Source organism: Psychroserpens mesophilus (assembly GCF_050617655.1).
GTDB lineage: Bacteria > Bacteroidota > Bacteroidia > Flavobacteriales > Flavobacteriaceae > Psychroserpens > Psychroserpens mesophilus_A.
This window is the reverse complement of record NZ_JBODQC010000002.1, coordinates 244,330-267,075: the sequence shown is the minus strand read 5'-3', so window position 1 is coordinate 267,075 and position 22,746 is coordinate 244,330. Positions and strand designations below refer to the sequence as shown.

The window sequence follows — 22,746 nt, the reverse complement described above, 5'->3', positions numbered from 1 at the left end:
TTAACTTATAATGCATAGAAAATTTAGCTTACTTTTCATTATTCTGGTTCTTTTCAATTGTAAAGAAGAATCTAAAGAACTCTCTGAAACATCATTAAATCCTATCGAATATTTAATGGTCAATAATACCAATTTTGTTCTTGAATACCCAGAAATTAATTCAGTATCAATTGGTGTTTATAAAGATGGAAAAACATATACTGGTTATTATGGAGAAATTGATAAAGGCAAAAACAACTTACCTAATGATCATTCAATATTTGAATTGGCTTCAGTTACCAAAACTTTTACTGGAATTATAACTGCACAGGCTGTTTTAGATGGAAAACTTAATCTAGACGATGATATTAGAAACTATTTAGACGATTCCTATCCAAATTTGGAATATAAAAATAGATCCATTCAAATTAGAGATTTATTAACGCACTCAAGCGGAATCAGAAGAGATTTTTCTGAAGCTTTATTAAAGATGTTTTCATTAAATTCATCACCAGAAGATAAAAAGAATATTGTTGCTTATGATAGAGAAGCATTACTAAAAGATTTGAAGCAGTATAAATTAGATACGATTCCAGGTACCAGATATGATTATTCTCCAGTTATTGGTCCAGAAATTTTAGCAATAATTCTTGAAAAAGTATATCATAAATCCTATTCTGAATTATTAAAGGAACAGATTCTGACTAAAGCTAAAATGAATCAAACTAGTCTAACTTTGAGTCCATCGGAAGCTGATTTTTTTTTAAATGGTTATGATGATGAAGGTCAACTTGTAGAACCCATAGTATTCCCTATGACTGGAGCAGGAGCAGGATTAAAATCTACAATTCCAGATGTACTCAAATACATTGAGTATCTTCTTGAAACTAATAATCCAGTTGTTAAAGAAATGAAGAAACCTTTATTTACAGATGAAGAGGAAGGTATGTTTGGTTATTTTTGGCAAGTTAATACTGATGGTGAATTCATGCATAATGGAGGGACAAATGGAAGCACAAACTGGGTTGTTATTTTACCGAAATTGAATGCAGGTTTTACTGTGATGTTTAATTCAAATGGAGATACTTCTGGAATGCTAATTAATAGTATTGCTAACAGAATTTTAGATGATATTGAAATCTACCCAAAAAAGAATATCTATTTTTTAATTAAGGATAAGATTATTCATAACACAGATGAAGGAATAGCGTTTTACAAAAAAGTGAAGAGAGAAAAATCTGAGGATTATAATTTTCAAGATGCTTCCATACTTAACAGAATAGGTTATGAGCTTTTAAGAAAAGAGCAAAAGGAGAATGCAATAAAAGTATTCAAATTATTAGTTTCAGAATTCCCAGACCAAGGAAATCCATATGACAGTCTTGGTGAAGCTTACTTCTTAAATGAACAATACGATTTATCACTAAAAAATTATAAAATTGCCTTAGAACTCAATCCAGAAAACAGTAATGCTAAAGATATGATTGAAGAAATTAATAAAATAAATTAGGAGTTTAAGTTGTTGATTTGAAGCGTATTTGTAACAAACACCTTAGTTCTGCGACTTATAACTAAAACACATTTAATTTAAAATAAAAAAGCTATGATTCATAAAGGAGCAATAGTACTAGGTGTACTCATTGGAGCAGCAGCAGGAGTTTTGTTAGCACCAGAAAAAGGAAGTGTCACTAGAGAGAAACTCAAAAAAGAGGGTAAAGAGATTAAGAATCAATTGTCTAGTGATTTAAAAGAAGTAAAAGAAGATGTATCCAAGGCAGCAGCTTCAGGTAAGGAAACATTAAAGCAAGAAATTAAAGATATAGCTTCTAAAACCAGTTTTAAAACAGAGCAGGCCATTACATTTTTAGAAAAGCAATTGGCTATTTTAAAAGAGAAAAATAAAATGCTTCAAAAAACTAGTTAAAAGGGTTTAAATACTGTAGCTTTAATATTTGGCCATTCTTCTTTTAAGATGCCATAACAACAGGTATTACGTCTATAACCATCTCTCATTAAGGTATCTTTCCTTAATAAACCTTCTAGAGTAGCTCCAAGTTTTTCAACAGCTTTACGTGATTTTTGATTGCGCTCATCAATTCTGAATTCTACTTTTTCAAACTCAAGGGTTTCAAATGTGTATTGAAGCATTAAAAACTTCATATGCATATTGAGTCCAGAACCTTGAAACTCATTACCAATCCATGTCCAGCCAATATGCAAAACCTTATTTTTCCAGTTTATTAATCCGAATCTCGTACTTCCTGCATATTTCTGTTTTAGTTTATCAAAAACAATAAAAGGCATTATTGTGTTAGTATTAAATCCTTCTAAAGCAACTTCTACATAATTTTTAAGTGCTTCAGGAGTTGATATATCACTTGGCGAGTAATAAATTAAATCTTTTTCCTGAGTAATAGGTAACAAATAATGATAATTGTCAAGCGTTAAAGGCAGTAATTTTACGCGTTTGTTTTCTAAGGTTGGTGTATTCATATGATGTGTTATTCTTAAGTATAAGGAATCTCAATATTATACTAGCTTTTCAATCAAATTAACATTAACAATATGTTTACCATCAAACGGAAGAATCTTCAGATTATTACCAAACAGCGATTGAGCTTTTTTAGTTTCATAAGTGATACGTTCTTCATTTAAAAATTCATCTTGAGTGCCATAAATTAAAGTCACTTTTGCGTTTAGAAATTTAAAATCTTCAGGTGTTAATTCTTTTGGAATGCCTCCAGAATGCAATATAAGCTGATGACATTGAAGTTTCCGTTTAGCGAGATATCTCATCGCGACACTAACACCTTGAGAATATCCAAAAATTATTAAATTTTTATCGTTAGGTATGGATTCATTCTCAAAAACAGCATCAAAATAAGTCATGACGTTTTCGGTTTCAACCCGTGTGTTTTCCTTAGTGAGCCAACTTGCACCAACATGTTTAAATTTTGGTGATTGATAGTACTTACTTTGAGCCTGAGGTGCAATGATATAGTTCTCATTTGGATCAAGTCCTTTGAAATACTGAATAAAATAACGACTTAAATAACCCATGCCATGACATACAAACCATACATGTTTAGTGGTTTTAGTTAAACTATTCAATGTAGAATAACTGTTGTTAATGGTATAATAAATTTCGTTTTCAGTAGAATTCATTTTGTATTTTTGCTATCGATTATAAAAATACAGTAATTCTATGCAATTATCTAAAGAAGATCTATTGGCTCAGGCCAATTTAGTGAGTAAAAACACATTAATGGAAACACTATCTATCGAGATGGTAGATTATGGCGAAGATTTTTTAGTCGCAAGAATGCCAGTCACACCTAAAGTGCATCAGCCAGATGGTGTTTTACATGGAGGAGCAACAGCTGCTTTGGCGGAAAGCGTTGGAAGTTTTGCTGCTCATATGTTTGTAGATACGGAACAGTTTTTTGTTCGTGGCCTAGAAATTACAGCAAACCATTTAAAAAGTGTTACCGAAGGTTTTATATATGCTAAAGCTACATTTTTACATAAAGGAAGAACCACTCAATTGTTGGATATTAGAGTCACTGATGAACATGATAATTTAGTGTCTATTTGTAAATTATCAACCATATCGCTTCCAAAAAAGAAATAGATAATGCTACAAAAAGAGTTCTTTTTACATATTGAAAATCAATACACTAATAATTTACCTTTTGTTGCCTATAGTAAACCTGCCGATTCTGAGATTAAAGCTTTGCTTCAAAAGAACAATAACATTTTCCATACTCAAAATTTTGTTGAAAACGGATTTGTATTTGCGCCTTTTGACGATTCTAATCAAACCGTATTCATTCCATTAGATCACTCTGAGCTTTTAACTTGTGAACGGGAAAACGAACACTCAAATACGTTCGGTAAAACTAATCTTGAAGATGTGTCTGGCGACAAACAAGCACATATAGATTTGGTTCAAAAAGGCATTGCGTCTATTGAAAAAGAGAGCCTGCAAAAAGTGGTGTTGTCAAGATGTGAGTCTGTAAGTTTTCAAGAAAATCAAACCATTTCAGTATTTAAGAAATTACTGGAAAATTATCCCGATGCGTTTGTGTATTGTTGGTATCATCCTAAAGTTGGTCTGTGGTTAGGAGCAACTCCAGAAACTTTAATTGACATGTCAGGAAATCGTTTTAAAACGATGGCTTTAGCAGGAACACAACCTTATAAAGATTCTATGGATGTCGTCTGGCAAAAAAAGGAACAGGAAGAACAGCAAATGGTCACCAATTTTATAGAAAATTGTTTAAAATCTTCTGCAAACACTTTGTCAGTCTCTGAAGCTAAAACAGTAAAAGCAGGAACCCTTTTACATCTGCAATCTAATATTAGTGGAATTCTTAACACAGACTTACGTACTGTTTTAAAAAAAATGCATCCAACTCCAGCCGTTTGCGGATTGCCAGTAAAAAGAGCCAAAGCGTTTATTCTTACTAACGAACCTTATAATCGTGAATTTTATACAGGTTTTTTAGGCGAACTCAACTTTAAAGAAACAAGATCTAGAAATACGAACAGTCGCAATGTAGAAAATAATGCATATGGTTCGGTGAAATCTGTCAGTCGTTTATTTGTAAATCTACGTTGCATGCAAATTAAAAACAACAGAGCATTTATATATGTTGGTGGAGGAATTACCAAAGACTCAAATCCCGAAAAAGAATGGGAGGAAACGGTATCAAAAGCAGAAACAATGAAGTGTGTTTTGAGGTCTTAAAACAGCCGTTTTTTTCTTAAATTTGTAGTTATGATTCACTCAAAAATCCCTTTAGCACAAACTGTTGTTCAGTTGTGTAAACTCAAACAGGTTAAACATGTTATTATTTCTCCAGGCAGTAGAAATGCACCTCTAACGATAGGGTTTACTAATAATGATTATTTTACCTGTTATAGCATTGTAGATGAGCGTTGTGCTGCTTTTTTTGCTTTAGGTATTGCACAACAAACAAAAGAAGCAGTTGCTATGGTGTGTACATCAGGTAGTGCACTGCTTAATTATTATCCTGCAATTTCAGAAGCGTTCTACAGTGATATTCCTTTAATTGTGCTTTCTGCAGACAGACCAAAGCATTTGATAGATGTAGGTGACGGACAAGCAATTAATCAGAAAAATGTATTTGAAAATCATATTTTATATTCAGCAAACCTGAAACTCGATCTTAAAGATGAACATAATTTGTCAAGAAAAGAAGAACTGCCAATTTTTAAGAATTTAGAGAATAAATTAGAACGTATTTTAGGGTTGCAACAAGGCATTCAGACATTTAATGAAGACGAAATAAATACAGCATTAAATTTAGCTAAATTAAAAAGAGGACCTGTACATATTAATGTACCTTTTGATGAACCTCTTTATGAACTTTCAGAAACATTAACGGTTAAACCAGAAGTAGAGTCTCTAGATTTAAAATCTCCAAAGATTGACGAAGCTGAATTAGACGATTGTATAGATGAATGGTATGTTGCACAACGAAAAATGATATTGGTTGGTGTTTTAGAACCTAATGCTGTAGAGCAAAAATTACTTGAAGAACTGGCAGATGATGATAGCGTTTTAGTGTTTACTGAGACGACTTCAAATTTGCATCATTCTAGCTTTTTTCCTAGTATAGATAAAATGATTGCACCTTTATCTGAAGAGGAGTTAAAAGCATTACAACCTGAGATTTTAATTACGTTTGGAGGTATGATTGTGTCCAAAAAAATTAAAGCATTTTTACGACAATACAAACCAAAACACCATTGGCATATAGATGAAAAAAAAGCTTACGATACGTTTTTCTGTTTAACTAAGCATATTGAAACCTCTCCTAATCAATTCTTTTCAGCTTTTTTATCAAAAATCACGCATCTTCCAAAGAGTCATTATTTTGACACTTGGATTTTGGTAAAAAAACACAGAAGCAAGAAGCATTTAGAATACATTAAAGAGATTCCCTTTTCAGACTTTAAAGTATTTAATCATGTATTAAAGTCTATTCCTAATAAAACCATATTGCAGTTAGGCAATAGCTCAGCAATACGATATGCACAACTCTTTAATTTAAATCCGTCAATAGAAGTCTTTTGCAATCGAGGCACAAGCGGAATTGATGGAAGCACATCTACCGCTATTGGTTGTGCGGTTGTAGCAAATAAGCAAACCACTTTTATTACTGGTGATCTGAGTTTCTTTTACGACAGTAATGCCCTATGGAACAACTATATTCCTAATAACTTCAGAATTATTGTTATCAATAATCAAGGTGGTGGTATTTTCAGAATTTTACCTGGACATAAAAACACGGAGAATTTTGACGATTATTTTGAAACAACTCATCATTTAACGGCACAACATTTATGTGAGATGTATAAAATTCAATACCGTACAGCGTCTAATGAAACAGCACTATCTGAGTCATTGAAAGGTTTTTTTAATAAGTCTAAAACACCTAGATTACTCGAGGTTTTTACACCAAGAACAGTGAATGATGCCATTCTCTTAGACTATTTTGATTATATTAAATAATCATTATTTGTGACCTTTTAATTATTTAGGTGTCTCAAAATTAACTATCTTTATAGAGCTTTTTTTAACACTAAAAATTATTTACACATGAGTAAAAGAGACGAATTAATTACAAAGTATGCTGCAGACTTAAAAGATAAATGTGGCGTAAATCCTGATATGGATTTATTAACAAAAGTAACAATTGGCTGTGGTCCATCAATTTACAATGCAGATGCAGCAACAGTTTCGGGTTCTGATGATTCTGAATTAGCAACTGTAAAAAACAACTTTCTAATTAAGAAATTAGGATTAAAAGATAGTGCTGATTTAGATAAAGGAATTGATGCTGTAATGGAAACTTACGGAAAGTCCAATAGAAATAAATATAGAGCAGTTGTTTATTATTTATTGACTAAACACTTTAAGAAAGAGTCAGTTTACAAATAACCGTAAACTTTTTAAAATATCAAGCGTTATGATTCAAATAGAATTCTAACGCTTTTTTTATTTCTAATATGTAATATCTGTATCTTTGCCTCATGATAAAAATAGGAGAATACAATACACTAGATATCCTTCGTGAAAGCGAACAAGGCTTATATCTTGCTGATGCAGATGGAAATGAAGTTTTATTACCTAACAGATATGTACCTGAAGAATTCAAAATATGGGAACCTCTAGATGTTTTTGTGTATTTAGATAATGAAGAACGACCCGTTGCAGTAACCGACGAACCTTATGTAACTGTTAATGATTTCGCAATGTTACGTTGTAATCAAGTAACTCAACATGGTGCTTTTCTAGATTGGGGAATGGTTAAAGAATTATTTTGTCCTTTCAAAGAACAGGCCTTTAAAATGAAAGCTGGTGGCTGGTACTTGATTTTTTGTTATTTAGATGAAGAATCAGGTCGATTAGTAGCTTCAAGTAAAACGAACCGCTTTTTAGATAATAAAGACCTTACAGTTCAACAATTTGATGAGGTAGATTTAATAGTATCACATCCTTCAGAACTTGGCATGAATGTGATTGTTAACAAACAACACCATGGCTTAATTTATAAAGATGATATTTATAAAGAACTAAGTGTTGGCGATAAACTTAAAGGCATCGTGAAAAAAGTACGTCATGATAACAAATTAGATATTACTTTAGGTCAAATTGGGTATCGAAACATTGAACCTAATGCCGAAAAAATCCTACACACATTAGAAGATAGTGATGGCTTTTTACCATTAACCGACAAATCTAATCCAGATCAGATAAAAGACGAATTAGAAATGAGTAAAAAGAGTTTTAAAAAGGCAATAGGCTCTTTATATAAGCAACGATTAATTGATATAAAAGACGACGGAATTCATCTCATTTAAACGTCTCTAGTGTGGTCGTTTAAGCAGTTTTTAACCCAATCAATTGCACTGTCTAATTCTTTGAAATTTTGCCTGTTAAATTTGAAAAAGTAATTTTCCATTTCAAAAACTTTACTGGCAAAAGAGGTATAAGTTACAGTAGCATAGGCTTTTAAATTCTTGAATGTTGAGTTGAAAAGAGGTGCGTCATTAATAGCTATTGAATAGGAGTGTATTCTATTTGCTATAAAACCAAAATCTTCGTCTTTATAGTGTGTTTTTATTAGAAACCTAACGACATCAAAATTATCGAAGCTAATGGTTACACCTTCATTAAATTCTGCAACAAGAAAATCTTTAAAGAAATATAACTTTCCAAGATCTACAACTTCTAAACGGATAAGTTGATCTTTGTAATTGGTATCGCTAATCGACATAACTGTTATTAAATATAGGGACTACAAAGGTATTGCACCTAAACAGTATATTCAAGCTATTTTTAACGAATATCAGTATTATCTATTCATCATGCTAAAAAATGATTATATAGAGATTCTGCATTAATTTATGATAATTATTGCATGGACGTAGAAAAAACTACTCCATCCATAAAATAACAATAAGTATCGTGTTTTAAAATTATGGCAGGTCACATACAATTAGTTTAAAGAAACGCCTAATTTATCTATCACTCTCAAATAAACAGCATCTAAACCTTCATATAAATTATCAAAACTAATGTCTTTTGAAGAACAGAAACTACTCTCAATTTTTGCATTCATTCGTCCAGCTTCATTATGGCTTACAACACCATAAGCAACCATATTTGGAAAAATCGATTTAACTTCCATCGTTTCTAATAGTGAAATAGAGTATGAATTAACCCGATTTGCAACTAAACCAAATGGTTTTGTATTCCCAAAATAAGTCATTAAATCATGAATCGTTTTTCTACCTGAATTTAAATCAATGTGTAAGCCTTCCTTGAATTCAACAACTGCAATATGGTTAAAAAAATGAAGTGTTCCTGCATCAGATTGTTCCTGCTTAACAATTTGTGAAGCTACCTTTGAATCTACAATAGTCATATCCCTAAATATATTTAATTTAACTAATTTTTAGCCTACTGTGAATAGTACCAATACTTTAGACACGATTATTCTATAAAGGTCACAAAATAAATCATGAACTTATTGTACGAAATTATCTCTCGTTTTGGATGTTTTTGTACTTACATATTATATTAAAAGCAGTATTTTTGTTTTTAAATAGATTATAACATGAATAAAGTAAAATGGGTTACAGCAAAAACCTATGAAGATATTACCTATAAAAAAAGCAATGGTGTAGCCAGAATAGCATTTAATCGACCAGATATTAGAAATGCATTTAGACCGAAAACAACAAGTGAACTTTACGATGCGTTTTATGATGCCAACGAAGACGTAAATATTGGTGTTGTATTATTGTCTGCTGAAGGACCTTCAGGAAAAGATGGTATATGGAGTTTTTGTTCTGGAGGTGATCAAAAAGCAAGAGGTCATCAAGGTTATGTTGGTGATGATGGTTACCATCGCTTAAACATTCTTGAAGTACAGCGTTTAATAAGATTTATGCCAAAGGCAGTTATTGCTGTGGTTCCTGGTTGGGCTGTTGGTGGTGGACATAGTCTGCATGTGGTTTGCGATTTAACCTTAGCCAGTAAAGAACATGCTATTTTTAAGCAAACAGATGCTGATGTTACCAGCTTTGATGGTGGCTATGGTTCTGCATATTTAGCGAAAATGGTTGGTCAAAAAAGAGCTCGTGAGATTTTTTTCCTCGGAAGGAATTATTCTGCACAGGAAGCTTACAACATGGGAATGGTAAATGCCGTAATTCCTCATGACGAATTAGAAAATACAGCATACGAATGGGCTCAAGAGATCTTGGCTAAATCACCAACTTCAATTAAAATGCTCAAATTTGCAATGAATCTAACTGATGATGGCATGGTAGGGCAACAAGTATTTGCTGGTGAAGCAACACGTCTGGCTTACATGACTGATGAAGCTAAAGAAGGTCGTGATGCGTTTTTGGAAAAACGTAAGCCAAACTTTGATAAAAAATGGATTCCATAAATAGAACTCTATTGTAATGTTTAAAAAAATTAAACCTTGGATTTCTGCATTTCGATTACGAACCTTACCATTATCAGTTTCAGGAATTATTATTGGAGCTTGTTTAGCGCAACATAATGGCGCTTTTAATATTTATATATTCGTAATTGCTATCTTGTTAACCATCAGTTTACAAATTCTTTCCAATCTTGCTAACGATTATGGAGATGGTGTTAAAGGCACAGACAATGAGAATAGAGTAGGTCCCAAACGCGCTATTCAAAGTGGAGCCATTAGTGAAGATGAAATGATGCTAGGTATCAAAAACAATATCTTAATCGTTGTTGGATTGTCTGTGGCACTTATTTATGCATCCTTTGGAGTAAGTCATTTATTCTTATCATTATTGTTTTTTTTACTAGCTGGATTATCAATTTATGCTGCTATAACTTATACAGTAGGAGATTCGGCTTACGGCTACAGAGGCTTAGGCGATGTATTCGTTTTTATATTTTTTGGTTTGGTTAGTGTTGGAGGAAGTTATTTATTATTTGTAAAGGACTTAGATCATCATATATTTTTACCATCTGTAGCTTTAGGTTTGTTAAGTGTAGGTGTTTTAAACCTTAATAATATGAGAGATATTGATTCAGACCGAGCATCAAATAAAATAACTTTAGCAGTTAAATTAGGAAAGAAAAAAGCAAAACATTATCACTTTTTTCTAATAGGTTCAGCTATTGCTATTTCTGCAATTTTTGGAGTACTTTATTTTTCTTCATATTATAATTTACTGTTTTTTATAACTTATATTCCCTTGACTATTCATTTGATAAAAATTAAAAAAGCCCAGAAAGCAAATGATTTTGATTCGCAGTTAAAAGTATTGGCATTAACTACTTTCTTGTTTTCAGTGCTTTTAGGTGTCGGTTATATTTTATGAAATTTTTAACATAATTGTTTGGTTTTCAAATAATTAATTCTTATATTTATGATTGAAATTTTGTAGGTCGGCATTATTTGCTATTATGTTGGCAATAAAATTTGGGGCTTTAAAACTCAGACAAATTATCTTTAATCTGTCTGAGTTTTTTCGTATTTTACATTACTATTAATTATCCGTTAAAAAATTTCTTATGCAAATTACATTTTATGGCCATGCAAGCTTAGGTATTAAAATCGCAGATGTACATATTTTAGTCGACCCCTTTATTTCTGAAAACCCTAAAGCTTCTGCAATTAATTTAGATGAACTTAAAGCAGATTTTATTCTGGTTACTCATGCACATCAAGATCATGTTTTAGATGTTGAAACCATTGCTAAACGCACTGGAGCTGTAGTGGTATCTAACTTTGAAATTGCGACGCATTACGATAAGTTAGGTATTGAGAACCATCCTATGAATCATGGTGGTCAATGGGATTTTGAGTTTGGAAATTTAAAATATGTCAACGCTATCCATACCTCTTCATTTCCTGATGGGAGTTATGGTGGACAACCAGGAGGTTTTGTAATAGAAAGCGAACATAAAAATATATACATAGCTGGAGACACAGCACTTACGATGGATATGAAACTTATCCCTTTACAAACAAAACTTGATTTAGCTATTTTACCTATTGGAGATAATTTTACTATGGGCATTGATGATGCTATTATAGCTAGTGATTTTGTACAATGTGATAAAATTCTTGGATATCATTTTGATACGTTTGGCTATATAGAAATAGACCATGAAGTGGCTAAACGTAAATTTTTTGATAAGAATAAAGATTTGATGCTCTTGGAAATCGGTGAGAGTATTGAACTGTAATCTGAAATAATTGGGTTTAAAAATTTATTTCAACATGAATTAGTTAGCCCTAACTTTACACGACATTAATTTATGAAGTACTATAGTAAAGCCAATTCTTCTTCCAGAAGCAATGCTTCGATAAAAATAAAAAAATCAGAGATTGTTTTTGGAATTACTCCAGAATCAGCTAATGATTTGCCAAACCCAGCCGAATTATTCTTAGGATCATTTTCAGCATGTATTCTTAAAAATGTTGAACGCTTTTCACAGCTAATGAATTTTGAATACTCAAATGCAGAATTAGTAGTCCATGCAATACGCCTAGAAAAACCTCCCAGGATGGACGACTTACATTATGAATTGAAAATCTACAGTCAAGATCATAGTTTAAATATTGATTTACTTAAAAAGAATATCGAAAAATTTGGAACAATATTTAATACAGTAAAATCCTCATGTAACATCACTGGAGAATTAAAAATAGTATCTGAATAAAAAAAGGACTAAACGAAAGCTAATAGCTAAGTCTAATAAAAATTATAGGCTTGTTAATATTGCTATCAAATGTTCTTTTATGGCTTATATTTGTTTAATTAAAAGCCTAACCAAACAACTAATCTTAAACAAACATATTTAATAAAATTAAAAGAAAGTAAATTAAATGATCAGAAATCACTGGAATGAAAAATGGAAAGAGATTAAATTTGATGACAAAATTTCTGAAAAAGAGAAATTCAAAATTTCTAACTATGGTAGAATCATAAATTGTAAATCGGAAGAACAATTTATTGTAAAAGAATACTTTATAAATGGTTATCAGAATTTACCTCTCAAGCAAAAAAAGAATGGAAAACTAACTAGTAGATATGTACATAAACTAGTTGCTGAACATTTTCTTGATAAAGAAGATGGAGTATGTGTTATACATTTGAATTATGACAAGACAGACAATCGCGTCGAAAATTTAAAATGGGCAACCAAAAAAGAAAAAGAGCATCACCAGTTTAGTAATCCTGAATTCAAAAATATTGTTCGTAAGATACCATCTAATGCTAAATTAACTGAAACTAAAGTCAAATTAATCAAACGAAAAATCAACGATCCAAATCGTAGAACCCGAATGAAAATGATAGCCAAACAATTTGGGATTTCAGAAATGCAACTTTACAGAATAAAAACGGGTGAAAACTGGAGTCATGTAACAGAGTAAATGAATTTTTAGTAACTTAAATATAAATTTTTTGAGTAAAATTTTAGACTTATATCAGATTCGTTTTCTTTTATTAATTTCGTTGTGGCTAGTGATCAAAATTCGCACTAGGCTAGTAGCAATTTTTTTAGGAACTAAGGATGGAGAATGAATTTAATAAATTACGAGAAGAACTAATTTTAAGGTTAGGTAGTAGACAAAATATTTTGAATTGGACTATTATTATAATTGGTGCATTTTTTTCATTTAGTTTTACTCAAAAAGTAATTTTATTGTTAGCTTTTTGCCCTCCAATTGTTATGGTCATGTCATTTATTTGGTGCCATAATGAAGTAAGGGTTCGTCAACTAGGATTATTTTTAAGAACATCTCATCAAAACGATTGGGAAAAATGGAGAAAAAAAAGAGAAAAAGATTTGATTTTTATTGGTTTAAAAATTCGTGATGTCATCCCTTTATTGCTTTTTGTCATTTTTCAAATTTTCATAGTTATTGTGGTATTTACACCTTTTATACTGATTTCGGAAACAAATTCTAACGGAAACTCTATAATAAGCATAACAAAAACAGGAACTTATATCGTTCTAGTAATTGATATTTTATCAATTATTAGCTCTTTCATGATATGGTTAAAAGTGAAAAATCAAAAACAATAATAATCAGTTCTTATTATTAAATTTTAATTGAGTATTCGCAATGTAAATTGATAATGAACTAAATTATAAAAAGTAGCATCTTGTAACATCAATTAATTAATCAATTTGAAAGTATTTAGTAAAATTTATTGAATTTTCCGTTGCTTAGGTTTCATTTTCAGCCACTCCGTTTTTAAGTCCTCACTCACAATACCTGTCCCATCGTGTTTCCAGCCTGGTGGTTTTACAAAATAGAGCAGTCTGCTTTTTAAAGATTGACGTCCGGAAAAAGCATCTTTAAACATGTTAACCCATTCAATAAAAGCAATTTTTACAGGGTTATATGTATGGATATTCTTAACGAGACCATAAACAACTTTCTCATTTTCTAATTCTGGTTGAAATGTTCCGAAAAGTTTATCCCAGACAATCAAAATGCCTGCGTGATTTCTATCTAAATATAACGGATTGCTTCCATGATGAACACGATGATGTGAAGGCGTATTGAACATAGCTTCAAACCATCGTGGCATTTTGTTTATGGCTTCGGTATGAATCCAAAATTGATATAATAAACTTATAGACATTTGAAGTAAAATCATGGCAGGATGAAATCCAAGCAAAGGTAACCATAACCAAAAAATAAAAGTATAAAACCCGCCAGACCAGGTCTGACGCAGAGCAGTACTTAAATTATAATGTTGAGAAGAATGATGTACCACATGTGAAGCCCAGAATAGGCGACATTCATGAGATATACGATGAAACCAATAATAAGCAAAATCATCAGCAAAGAAAATTAAAACGAAACTCCACCATGTAATCGGAATTGTAAAAAACCTAAAATTTTCATAGATGTAGAAAAACGATACCAATACCAAAGCTTTACTAAAAAAACCTAAAAACACATTCCCTAAACCCATAGCAATGGAGGAAAACGCATCCTTAGACTCATAAGTTTTCATGCCTTGTTTGATGGTTACGAATAACTCCAATACCATTGCCAGTATAAAAAACGGAATGGCATATAAAATAATATTTGGAAAATCTGGGTCTTGCATTTGAAACAAAGGTTTTTGCTAATGTACGAAATCCTTAAAAATCTTTACTTTTGCAATAGCTTAAAATTTACACTATGAAATTGAAACTTTTACTTATTATAATTGCATGCTCTTCTCTACATGGTTTTGCGCAAGTTGAATCTAGTAAAACAGGTGCTTGGTATATGTACTTCTTAAATCATCAGTTTAAAGACAGTCAGTTTGGAATTCAAGGAGATATCCAGTATCGTAATTGGAATTTAGGTGGTGATTTAGAACAATTATTAATTCGAGCAGGTGCAACTTATACACCAAAAAAGGCTAATGTTTTACTAACCCTTGGGTATGCTAATATTACATCTGGAGAGTATGGAGATGGTACTGCAACTTCAGGAGAGAGTAGAATTTATCAGGAAGTATTAATTCCTCAGAAATTAGGACAACGAATTTACTTAGCCCATCGTTTCAGGTATGAACAGCGTTTTGTTGAAGATCAAGATTTTAGAACACGATATCGTTACAATCTGTTTTTAAATGTACCTTTTAATAAATCTGCTTTAGAAAAAGGTGCTGTGTATGCCGCTTTGTATAATGAGTTGTTTATTAACGGACAACAAGATATTGGTGATGGAAGAGAAGTAGCATTTTTTGATAGAAATCGTACTTATCTTGGTTTTGGGTATGTTTTAAAAGAAGGGATGCGCTTTCAATTGGGTTGGATGAATCAAAAAACCAATGCGATTGGGAAAGCACAATTACAGTTAAGTTTTCATCACAAATTCTAACTTAAGAAGCCTTATTTTTGTGTTTAGATGATAGCAACTTTTCAACCTTACTTACTCCATTTTAAAAAGGCTAGTGGAACGTCTCGTGGAATTTTAAAAACCAAAGAGACATATTTCATTATTTTAAAAGATAATCATAAAACAGGAATTGGTGAATGTGGCTTATTTAGAGGCCTTAGCGTTGATGACAGACCAGATTTTGAGGCAAAGCTTCAATGGGTTTGTAAGCATATTCAGTTGGGTCTGGAAAAGTTATTAGAAAGTTTAATCGAATATCCAAGCATCCAGTTTGGTTTGGAACAAGCCTTTGCATCTTTACAAGGTCAATCGCCTTTCAATTTATATCCTTCAGAATTTACAGAAGGCAAAGCTTCAATTCCTATTAACGGATTGATATGGATGGGAACTCAAGCTTTTATGAAAGATCAAATCAAGGAAAAACTTAACGCTGGTTTTGATTGTCTCAAAATGAAAATTGGAGCTATCGATTTTAATACCGAATTGCATCTTTTAAAATCAATAAGACAAGAATTTTCTGTAAGTGATATTGAATTGAGAGTAGATGCAAATGGTGCTTTTACTCCTGAAAATGCTCTCGAAAAGTTGAAACGTTTGTCTGATTACAATTTACATTCGATTGAACAACCCATAAAACAAGGACAATTTGAAGCAATGGCAAAGTTATGCGAACAAACACCTTTACCAATTGCGTTAGATGAAGAATTAATAGGTGTGTTTTCTGTAACAAAACAAACAGAATTGCTACAAATGATTCGTCCGCAATACATCATTTTAAAACCAAGTTTGGTTGGTGGATGGAGTGGCAGTCAGCAATGGATAAATATTGCTGACAAACACAAAATAGGAAGTTGGATTACCAGTGCTTTGGAAAGTAATGTTGGTTTGAATGCCATAGCGCAATGGACATACACACTTAAAAGCCACTTGCCACAAGGCTTAGGAACTGGTAGCTTATTTACCAATAATTTTGAAAGTCCGTTACAAGTAAATAACGGAACATTACAATATAATGTTAATCAAGATTGGAATATGACCAATCTTGATATAAGTCTAAAAAAATAATTTATATGTTTATAAACCAAGCTTTTAAAGTAAAACATGACTTTTGGAGATACCTAATAGGATCTTTATTAGTGCTTTTAGCTTCTATAATAGGTCAGTTCCCTTTGTTAATAGCAGTAGTTTTCAAAGTAATGCAAAATGGAGGAGAAGGATTAGAGGATATTACGGAAGAATCAATGTATTCTATGTTAGATGCAAATGTATTTCTCTTCTTAATGCTACTGTCTTTTGCAGCTGGATTTGTAGGGTTATTTTTTGCGGTAAAATATTTGCATAAGCAAACGATGACATCTATAGCCACGTCAAGATCAAAGTTAGATTGGAAACGGATTTGGTTTACCTTTGTGTTTTGGGGAGTCCTGTCTTCTGGATTGGTGTTGTTAGACTATTTCTATTTGTCTCCAGAAAATTATATGTATAACTTTGAAATTAAACGATTTGCTATTCTGGTAGTTATAGCTGTGGCATTAATTCCAATTCAAACAAGTTTAGAAGAGTATGTTTTTAGAGGGTATTTAATGCAAGGTTTCGGAACTGCAACAAAAGAAAAACACTTTCCTTTTGCGTTTATTGTTTCCATAGTATTTATACCCTTACTGGTGATACTAAACATTAATTATAGTATAGATACATTATTTAATACTGGTCTTATTGCTGGTATTTTTCTATTCGTCGTTTTGTTGTTTTTTATCTTAAAAAAGATTGATTTTTTTGAATCTAAAACGAATGATAGTCTTAGAAATATGTGTCAAAGAAATTGGACACCTATACTTATTACATCTGTTATTTTTGGTGGACTTCACATCGCAAATCCTGAAGTCGGAAAATTAGGATACTTTATCATGATTTATTACATAGGAACAGGTTTGTTTTGGGGAATTATGACGGTTATGGATGAAGGAATGGAATTGGCTTTAGGCTTTCATGCAGCAAATAACTTATTCACAGCTTTATTAGTAACCACAGACTGGACAGCGTTCCAAACACATTCTATTTTAAAGGATATTGCAGAACCAGAATTAGGAATGATAGATTTGATTGTTCCGGTGTTTATAATGTATCCATTATTACTAATTATATTTTCTAAAAAGTACAAGTGGACCAACTGGAAAGATAAACTTTTTGCTCCCATAGAAGAGCCACCAAAAGAAGATTATAAAATCATTGAATAAAAAAAAAGCGACTTGTTAGTCGCTTTTTTTGTCTTATAAATTTAATTTCTATTCTGCTTTTTTAAATAGAATAGCAGCTTTATTAAAATCTGATGCTGCATTGATGACCTCTCTGAATTCTTCATATCTGTTTAAATCAAACTCATGCGTTTTGTAGAATTCTTCAATCGTGATGACGATTTTATCATCTTCAAGTTTATAATTAGATTCAAACTTAGCAGTCTTTTCTCCATTTCTAGCCACATAGCTTTTATCAATAACCAAAGATTCTAAACCTTCCACCTCGTAACCTTCAGGAATGTTAACTATAATTTCATAGTTATAACGGTTAGGGTAAATCATTTCAATTGGATTGATGCGTTCCGTTTCCTGATATAACTCACTTTGTGTTCCGATAACTAATCCTATTTGAAAAATATAGCTGTCGCCAGCATCTTCTAATAAAACTTCAGAGGAAATTGTTGTTTTAACTTGAAACGGAATGTTATATTCTAACTGATTCATATCAGTATTGAAGGTTTCATAACTTAAAATCTCTTTATCTTCAATACCAGAACCTGTTAAATAATCTTTGTATTCTGCAATACCTTGTTCTGTAGACAGGCTCAAAACAGCTCTGCTTGTTTCAGACCAGTGACCATAATAATCCTGATCTTGATTGATAGTGACACTTTCAAAATCATTCTTAAAAGAGATGTTCATATCTCTTCTAATTCTACTATATTCAGGATCTTCTTGAATGATTTTTGAGAAATAATGCTGAAAATCTGAAGAAATAAATAAACCATAATTCCCTAAAATATTGAAAGGCGCTTCACCAATTCTAGCTTCAAATCGATCTGGAGCAATATATTTTCGTTCTGAAGGAATGTAGATTAAAAAATCTCTAAGCATACTCGGAAGGAAGAATTCTGGATCAAACTTTGTTAAAAAACGGTTTGCTGTAATTACGATTTCAAATTCAATATCTAACGCTGTTAAATATTGTGCATACACTTTTAAAATACCGTAATCACTAGCAGAACGATTTGTTAAAATATAATTTAAATCTGAAAGTTCCTGATTGTTGTTCTTAACAATAGTGTAATTAGACTTTATAAAAATATCTACAAGTGCTGCTTTTTTATACGTAGTAAGGTCTGTTTTTCCTTCCACAATTTTATTGACATCCTCTTTGGCTTGCTCAACAACTGTTTCAGGAAAAAATTGGTGGCCAATATTATTAGAAACATTATTCCAAAACATGTTTTGAGTAATGTTTTGACCTTCAGGAAAACACTGATATACAACAGAAATGTTATTAGCTTTTGGTGTAGCATATTCTTCTTCAACCATAGCAGGAATGTTCTTAATGCTCAAAAGCTGAGCTTTATCTCCATCTATGGTAACAGGTTCAAATGTTTGAAGCGTTCTGTAAGCTTTTACATTAGATTGAAGGTCTCCAGTAATGAATAAAAACTGAGCGTCTTTTATTTTATAGTTCGATTGAATGGTTTCAGAACCATAAATGTCGAATTCTTTTTCTACAGTATATAAAACTTCTATTTCAGAGTTCATTTCGGCACCTTCGATAGCAAAAATTTTAAAATCTCCGTACTCTTCTACATTACTTACTTCCTTGATGTTTTCTTGATTTAATAACACAACCTTTCCTTTAGGACTTATCGTTCTGGCTTTAACTTCAACAAGTCTTTTTACATCATACATTGAAATGTAAACGGTATTGTGTTGCGCAATCCCTTTGTCGTCATTAACGTGAACAATGGTATGTTTTGTCTCATAAAGTCTAGGCTCTTGAGAGTTTTCTTCATAATCATACTCAACAATAACTTTCTTCAAAATTGCTATTGAAGATTCTTGTTTTTCATCATCAGACAATTTATGTAGTTTTGGTTTCTTTTCCCAGTCATAAGTTAAATAGTGCTGGGCAAAACCAGTTGTTGAAGTTATCAATAAGGCTATAAATGCAATTTTTTTTATCATTATATCTGTTCTAATATTATACTTTTTTTGTAAGCTTTTAATAAACTTTTTATAAAGCGATTCCAGTTTTCAAAATCATCGGTTTTAACACTCAAGGTTTTAATATAAATGGATTTGGTTTGTGTGATTACATTATCTTTCAACTCATATTTTATGTCAAAGCCATAGTTTGAATCCTCAAAAGACATTTCATCAGGAATGTAACTCGCTTTATAACCGTCTGGAATTTGAAAATGGGTAGTAAAGTGTTTTTCAAATTGATAATCAATTTTTTTACTGAACTTTCTACCTTCAATCTCTACATCACTATTTGATAGAGAGCGATCAATGTTCAAATTAATATAAATTTTATCGCCAATATTTCTGGTGTAGCTGTCAATGTCTAAATCGTATTCCAAAATTAATGGAATGCCTTTATTATCAAAATTGGTCTTAGAAATATTAGTGTATTTAGTTTTGTTATTACCAAGAGCAAGTGTTGTATTGAGGTATTCCTCTTCAGTTTTGGTATCTTTTTTATAGATGTAGTCAGAAACGAACTCTACTTTATCATATCCTTTTAGAGTGCGTTTTTCAGAAACTTTTACAGTACCATTTTCTAAACGCATGTGAGTCGTGATGTCAGTAATACTTTTATTTGCATTTTGAGCAGGAACCTTTATGATTTTATAGTTGTTTTTGTCAATTCCCATAAGGGCTTCCTTGTTTTGAATAAAAGCACTAGGCATGCCAAAAGGCACATAGCTGTCTGTAGCATCAAGAAAGATGGTGTCATTTTCAATAATAGCAGTTGTAATCATATGGTCGTCTACTGAGGTGGTAGGAACTTTATAATAGGAGTAAGGTTTGTTTCTGGAGCCAATCCAGGTTCTGTAAGCTTCTATATCGACATGGTTAAGCATTTCATAAAGCAGGTTTGACATCGCTTTACAATCACCATAGCGTGTCTCATAAGTGGATGCTGCTCCAGTAGGAATAAATCCGCCATAACCATCTCCAAAAGCGATGTAATTGATGTTGTTTTGTACCCATTCAAAAATGGCTCTTGCTTTGTCTTTTTTAGAAGTTAATGATTTTGTAATCTCATCTGTGATGTTATAGACATTATCCAATTCATTAGTGTCTACTTGATCTATTAAGCTGACATACCATTTGTATAAGTCGGATAAATCATTTAAAACATTTACTTTTTTGTCATTTATTTTATAGCTTTTTATATACAGAAGCATATGAGGTAAATAATACATGGCAGCTTCACTATCATCTTCACCTTCAAACCCTTCAGTGTTGGAGGCACTCCATGTGTATATATTACTAGTTGCCGTTTCTTCTTTTTTGAAATCTAATTTGATAGATTCCGTATTAAATTCTACATAACCGATTTCAACATTTTTTGGAAATTCTACAGAAAGCTGAGCGCTTTTAGTCGGAACATGAATCGCAAAATTGAAACCTCCTAAAAAGCGAGGTTCTTTAATAATTCGCTTGTAGTTTAAATGTGTTTCTGCGCCTTTAGCTACTGCAGGAAATATAAAACTTTTGAATTCATCATCACTATAAAACACCATGTTGTCAAATTCTTGTTTCGTTTCAATATAATCCACTTCAATTTTTTTATCGGTTGAAGGAATATATGTAAACGCTTCGATGTCTTTAATTTCAGAAAAACTACTATAACCTATAGATTCATTGGCATAGTACAAATTTTTTGAACTTATAAATTTTCCTTGTTCTGTGATATTTTGAACGATATCAAATTTGTCGTCATTCAGACTTATTTTAATATGTTCATGTCTTTTGAGATAGATGTAATCTTCATCAGAAAAATCTTGTGACCAACAAAAAAAGGGTACAAGTAAGAAAAAGAAAAAATATTTACTCATTGTTTAGGGGTTTAATTCAAATATAGACTATTTATCTTTAACTTAGTTGTGTTAAAAATAGTATACAAACATATAGCTAATATCATACCAAAATGACTCCGACATTTGATAAAATTCACTTAAAATTTAAGTTGAACGGAACATCTTTTAATCATGAAGAACTCGTAGAAGTTGCATATAACCTAATAAAAGAAGGGGAACCTTATGAAAAAAGTGCTGGAAATTTTCTTTTAGATTGGTTAGACTCTAAAGACCATGTTATGGTAAGCACTTCTGGAACAACAGGTCTGCCAAAAATGATAAAACTAAGTAAAGCAGCCATGGTTAATTCTGCTATTATGACAGGTGACTTTTTTGGAATAAATCCAGGAAATAAAGCATTACATTGTTTACCAAGTCGGTATATTTCAGGAAAGATGATGTTGGTGAGAGCCATGATTTTAGGTTTAGAATTAGATATGATAGCTCCAACATTGTATCCTGCTTATGACGATGAAAAGCATTATGATTTTTGTGCCATGATTCCATTACAGCTTAAAAATTCTTTAAATAGATTACATAATATTAAGACACTCATAGTTGGTGGAGCAAGTGTTTCAAAGCCATTGATAGAAAAGGTACAGACCTTAAACACAAACATATTTGAAACGTTCGGTATGACAGAAACTATAAGTCATATTGCTGTAAAAAAGCTCAATCAAAACCCTACTCATATAAAAGGTTTTAAAGTACTGCCACATGTTAGTATTTCTAAAGATAACAGAGGCTGTTTGGTTATTGATGCACCTAAGTTAAGTAAGGATACTATTGTAACGAATGATGTTGTAGAATTGATTTCAGAGCATCAATTTGAACTTGTTGGTCGCTATGATAATATGATTAATTCGGGAGGTGTGAAAGTGTTTCCGGAATTAATAGAACTTAAACTTCAGGATTTGATACAGCATCGTTTTTTTATAGCATCAGAAAAAGATAACGATTTTGGACAGAAAGTTATTCTTGTTATAGAAAGTCAAAACACCGATTTTGACAAAGATGTATTTTCACAGTTGGAAAAATATGAGATTCCTAAAGCGGTTTATAATATTCCAAAATTTATAGAAACTGAAACTGGAAAATTGCAACGTAAAAAAATTCTAGATACCGTTTTGAGTTAGTTAACTTATCGATAATTTAGCTTTACTGATTATTTGTTTAAATGTTAGTGGT

General features: G+C 31.5%; 24 protein-coding genes. 17 read left to right on the top strand and 7 right to left on the bottom strand.

The features are described from left to right. Positions 1 to 10 precede the first annotated feature (10 nt). Together ACRHNM_RS05495 and ACRHNM_RS05490 are read left to right on the top strand one after the other, a co-directional pair. On the top strand, positions 11 to 1,489 hold the full coding sequence (locus ACRHNM_RS05495) for a serine hydrolase (protein WP_431134498.1): 1,479 nt from the start codon (positions 11 to 13) through the stop codon (positions 1,487 to 1,489). A gap of 93 nt (positions 1,490 to 1,582) precedes the next feature. Further along, positions 1,583 to 1,903: a YtxH domain-containing protein gene (locus tag ACRHNM_RS05490; protein WP_431134496.1), complete on the top strand. Its 321-nt coding sequence runs from the start codon at positions 1,583 to 1,585 to the stop codon at positions 1,901 to 1,903. Here ACRHNM_RS05490 and ACRHNM_RS05485 read toward each other — a convergent pair. Both ACRHNM_RS05485 and ACRHNM_RS05480 read right to left on the bottom strand, forming a co-directional pair. Further along, on the bottom strand, positions 1,900 to 2,472 hold the full coding sequence (locus tag ACRHNM_RS05485; protein WP_431134493.1) for a GNAT family N-acetyltransferase: 573 nt from the start codon (positions 2,470 to 2,472) through the stop codon (positions 1,900 to 1,902). The genes ACRHNM_RS05490 and ACRHNM_RS05485 overlap by 4 nt on opposite strands. A gap of 36 nt (positions 2,473 to 2,508) precedes the next feature. After that, a complete protein-coding gene (locus ACRHNM_RS05480) occupies positions 2,509 to 3,144 on the bottom strand; it encodes an alpha/beta hydrolase (RefSeq protein ID WP_431134492.1) in 636 nt (211 codons plus the stop codon). Between the two features lie 40 nt (positions 3,145 to 3,184). Between ACRHNM_RS05480 and ACRHNM_RS05475 the strand changes: the two genes are divergently transcribed. The 5 genes from ACRHNM_RS05475 (at position 3,185) to ACRHNM_RS05455 (ending at position 7,872) form a co-directional block, all read left to right on the top strand. Further along, complete coding sequence (locus tag ACRHNM_RS05475; protein WP_431134490.1) at positions 3,185 to 3,610, top strand: PaaI family thioesterase; 426 nt, start codon at positions 3,185 to 3,187, stop codon at positions 3,608 to 3,610. Positions 3,611 to 3,613: 3 nt separating this feature from the next. After that, positions 3,614 to 4,729: a chorismate-binding protein gene (locus ACRHNM_RS05470; RefSeq protein WP_431134488.1), complete on the top strand. Its 1,116-nt coding sequence runs from the start codon at positions 3,614 to 3,616 to the stop codon at positions 4,727 to 4,729. Positions 4,730 to 4,759: 30 nt separating this feature from the next. Next, a complete protein-coding gene (menD, locus tag ACRHNM_RS05465) occupies positions 4,760 to 6,520 on the top strand; it encodes a 2-succinyl-5-enolpyruvyl-6-hydroxy-3-cyclohexene-1-carboxylic-acid synthase (RefSeq protein WP_431134486.1) in 1,761 nt (586 codons plus the stop codon). An 87-nt stretch (positions 6,521 to 6,607) separates the two neighbouring features. Next, a complete protein-coding gene (locus tag ACRHNM_RS05460; protein WP_431134484.1) occupies positions 6,608 to 6,949 on the top strand; it encodes a DUF2853 family protein in 342 nt (113 codons plus the stop codon). A gap of 92 nt (positions 6,950 to 7,041) precedes the next feature. Beyond that, on the top strand, positions 7,042 to 7,872 hold the full coding sequence (locus ACRHNM_RS05455; RefSeq protein WP_431134482.1) for a CvfB family protein: 831 nt from the start codon (positions 7,042 to 7,044) through the stop codon (positions 7,870 to 7,872). On the opposite strand, the gene ACRHNM_RS05450 is transcribed toward ACRHNM_RS05455, so the two are convergent. Continuing rightward, complete coding sequence (locus ACRHNM_RS05450) at positions 7,869 to 8,288, bottom strand: hypothetical protein (protein WP_431134480.1); 420 nt, start codon at positions 8,286 to 8,288, stop codon at positions 7,869 to 7,871. The genes ACRHNM_RS05455 and ACRHNM_RS05450 overlap by 4 nt on opposite strands. A 222-nt stretch (positions 8,289 to 8,510) precedes the next feature. Next, the gene (locus ACRHNM_RS05445; protein ID WP_431134477.1) at positions 8,511 to 8,939 is read right to left on the bottom strand and encodes a hypothetical protein; all 429 of its coding nucleotides are present in this window, start codon (positions 8,937 to 8,939) and stop codon (positions 8,511 to 8,513) included. A 192-nt stretch (positions 8,940 to 9,131) separates the two neighbouring features. Here ACRHNM_RS05445 and ACRHNM_RS05440 point away from each other — a divergent pair, with 192 nt between their 5' ends. The 6 genes from ACRHNM_RS05440 to ACRHNM_RS05415 all read left to right on the top strand — a co-directional run bounded on the left by ACRHNM_RS05440 (position 9,132) and on the right by ACRHNM_RS05415 (position 13,612). Then, positions 9,132 to 9,971, top strand: a complete 840-nt coding sequence (locus ACRHNM_RS05440; protein ID WP_431134475.1) for a 1,4-dihydroxy-2-naphthoyl-CoA synthase — start codon at positions 9,132 to 9,134, stop codon at positions 9,969 to 9,971. Positions 9,972 to 9,987: 16 nt separating this feature from the next. Then, positions 9,988 to 10,893: a 1,4-dihydroxy-2-naphthoate octaprenyltransferase gene (menA, locus tag ACRHNM_RS05435; protein ID WP_431134474.1), complete on the top strand. Its 906-nt coding sequence runs from the start codon at positions 9,988 to 9,990 to the stop codon at positions 10,891 to 10,893. A 193-nt stretch (positions 10,894 to 11,086) separates the two neighbouring features. After that, positions 11,087 to 11,764 carry a metal-dependent hydrolase gene (locus ACRHNM_RS05430; RefSeq protein ID WP_431134472.1) on the top strand — a complete coding sequence of 226 codons (678 nt, stop codon included), beginning with the start codon at positions 11,087 to 11,089 and terminating at the stop codon, positions 11,762 to 11,764. A gap of 72 nt (positions 11,765 to 11,836) precedes the next feature. Then, on the top strand, positions 11,837 to 12,241 hold the full coding sequence (locus tag ACRHNM_RS05425) for an OsmC family protein (protein WP_431134470.1): 405 nt from the start codon (positions 11,837 to 11,839) through the stop codon (positions 12,239 to 12,241). A 166-nt stretch (positions 12,242 to 12,407) separates the two neighbouring features. Next, positions 12,408 to 12,956, top strand: coding sequence for an HNH endonuclease (locus ACRHNM_RS05420; protein ID WP_431134468.1), 549 nt, complete (start codon positions 12,408 to 12,410; stop codon positions 12,954 to 12,956). A gap of 140 nt (positions 12,957 to 13,096) precedes the next feature. Further along, on the top strand, positions 13,097 to 13,612 hold the full coding sequence (locus tag ACRHNM_RS05415; RefSeq protein ID WP_431134466.1) for a hypothetical protein: 516 nt from the start codon (positions 13,097 to 13,099) through the stop codon (positions 13,610 to 13,612). Between the two features lie 125 nt (positions 13,613 to 13,737). Here the strand turns inward: ACRHNM_RS05415 and ACRHNM_RS05410 are convergent, their stop codons facing one another. After that, complete coding sequence (locus tag ACRHNM_RS05410) at positions 13,738 to 14,652, bottom strand: sterol desaturase family protein (RefSeq protein WP_431134464.1); 915 nt, start codon at positions 14,650 to 14,652, stop codon at positions 13,738 to 13,740. Positions 14,653 to 14,726: 74 nt separating this feature from the next. Between ACRHNM_RS05410 and ACRHNM_RS05405 the strand changes: the two genes are divergently transcribed. The 3 genes from ACRHNM_RS05405 to ACRHNM_RS05395 are packed head-to-tail and all read left to right on the top strand — an operon-like array spanning position 14,727 to position 17,671. Beyond that, a complete protein-coding gene (locus ACRHNM_RS05405) occupies positions 14,727 to 15,416 on the top strand; it encodes a DUF2490 domain-containing protein (protein WP_431134462.1) in 690 nt (229 codons plus the stop codon). Between the two features lie 27 nt (positions 15,417 to 15,443). After that, complete coding sequence (locus ACRHNM_RS05400) at positions 15,444 to 16,499, top strand: o-succinylbenzoate synthase (protein WP_431134460.1); 1,056 nt, start codon at positions 15,444 to 15,446, stop codon at positions 16,497 to 16,499. 5 nt (positions 16,500 to 16,504) lie between these two features. After that, entirely contained in the window at positions 16,505 to 17,671 is a 1,167-nt protein-coding gene (locus ACRHNM_RS05395; protein WP_431134458.1) for a CPBP family glutamic-type intramembrane protease, read from the top strand. Positions 17,672 to 17,719: 48 nt separating this feature from the next. On the opposite strand, the gene ACRHNM_RS05390 is transcribed toward ACRHNM_RS05395, so the two are convergent. Then, positions 17,720 to 19,654: a hypothetical protein gene (locus ACRHNM_RS05390; RefSeq protein WP_431134456.1), complete on the bottom strand. Its 1,935-nt coding sequence runs from the start codon at positions 19,652 to 19,654 to the stop codon at positions 17,720 to 17,722. Then, the gene (locus ACRHNM_RS05385; RefSeq protein WP_431134455.1) at positions 19,654 to 21,537 is read right to left on the bottom strand and encodes a DUF3857 domain-containing protein; all 1,884 of its coding nucleotides are present in this window, start codon (positions 21,535 to 21,537) and stop codon (positions 19,654 to 19,656) included. Before ACRHNM_RS05385 ends, ACRHNM_RS05390 begins: the two co-directional genes overlap by 1 nt. 92 nt (positions 21,538 to 21,629) lie before the next feature. Here ACRHNM_RS05385 and ACRHNM_RS05380 point away from each other — a divergent pair, with 92 nt between their 5' ends. After that, positions 21,630 to 22,694, top strand: coding sequence for an AMP-binding protein (locus tag ACRHNM_RS05380; RefSeq protein WP_431134453.1), 1,065 nt, complete (start codon positions 21,630 to 21,632; stop codon positions 22,692 to 22,694). The last annotated feature ends 52 nt before the right edge of the window (positions 22,695 to 22,746 follow it).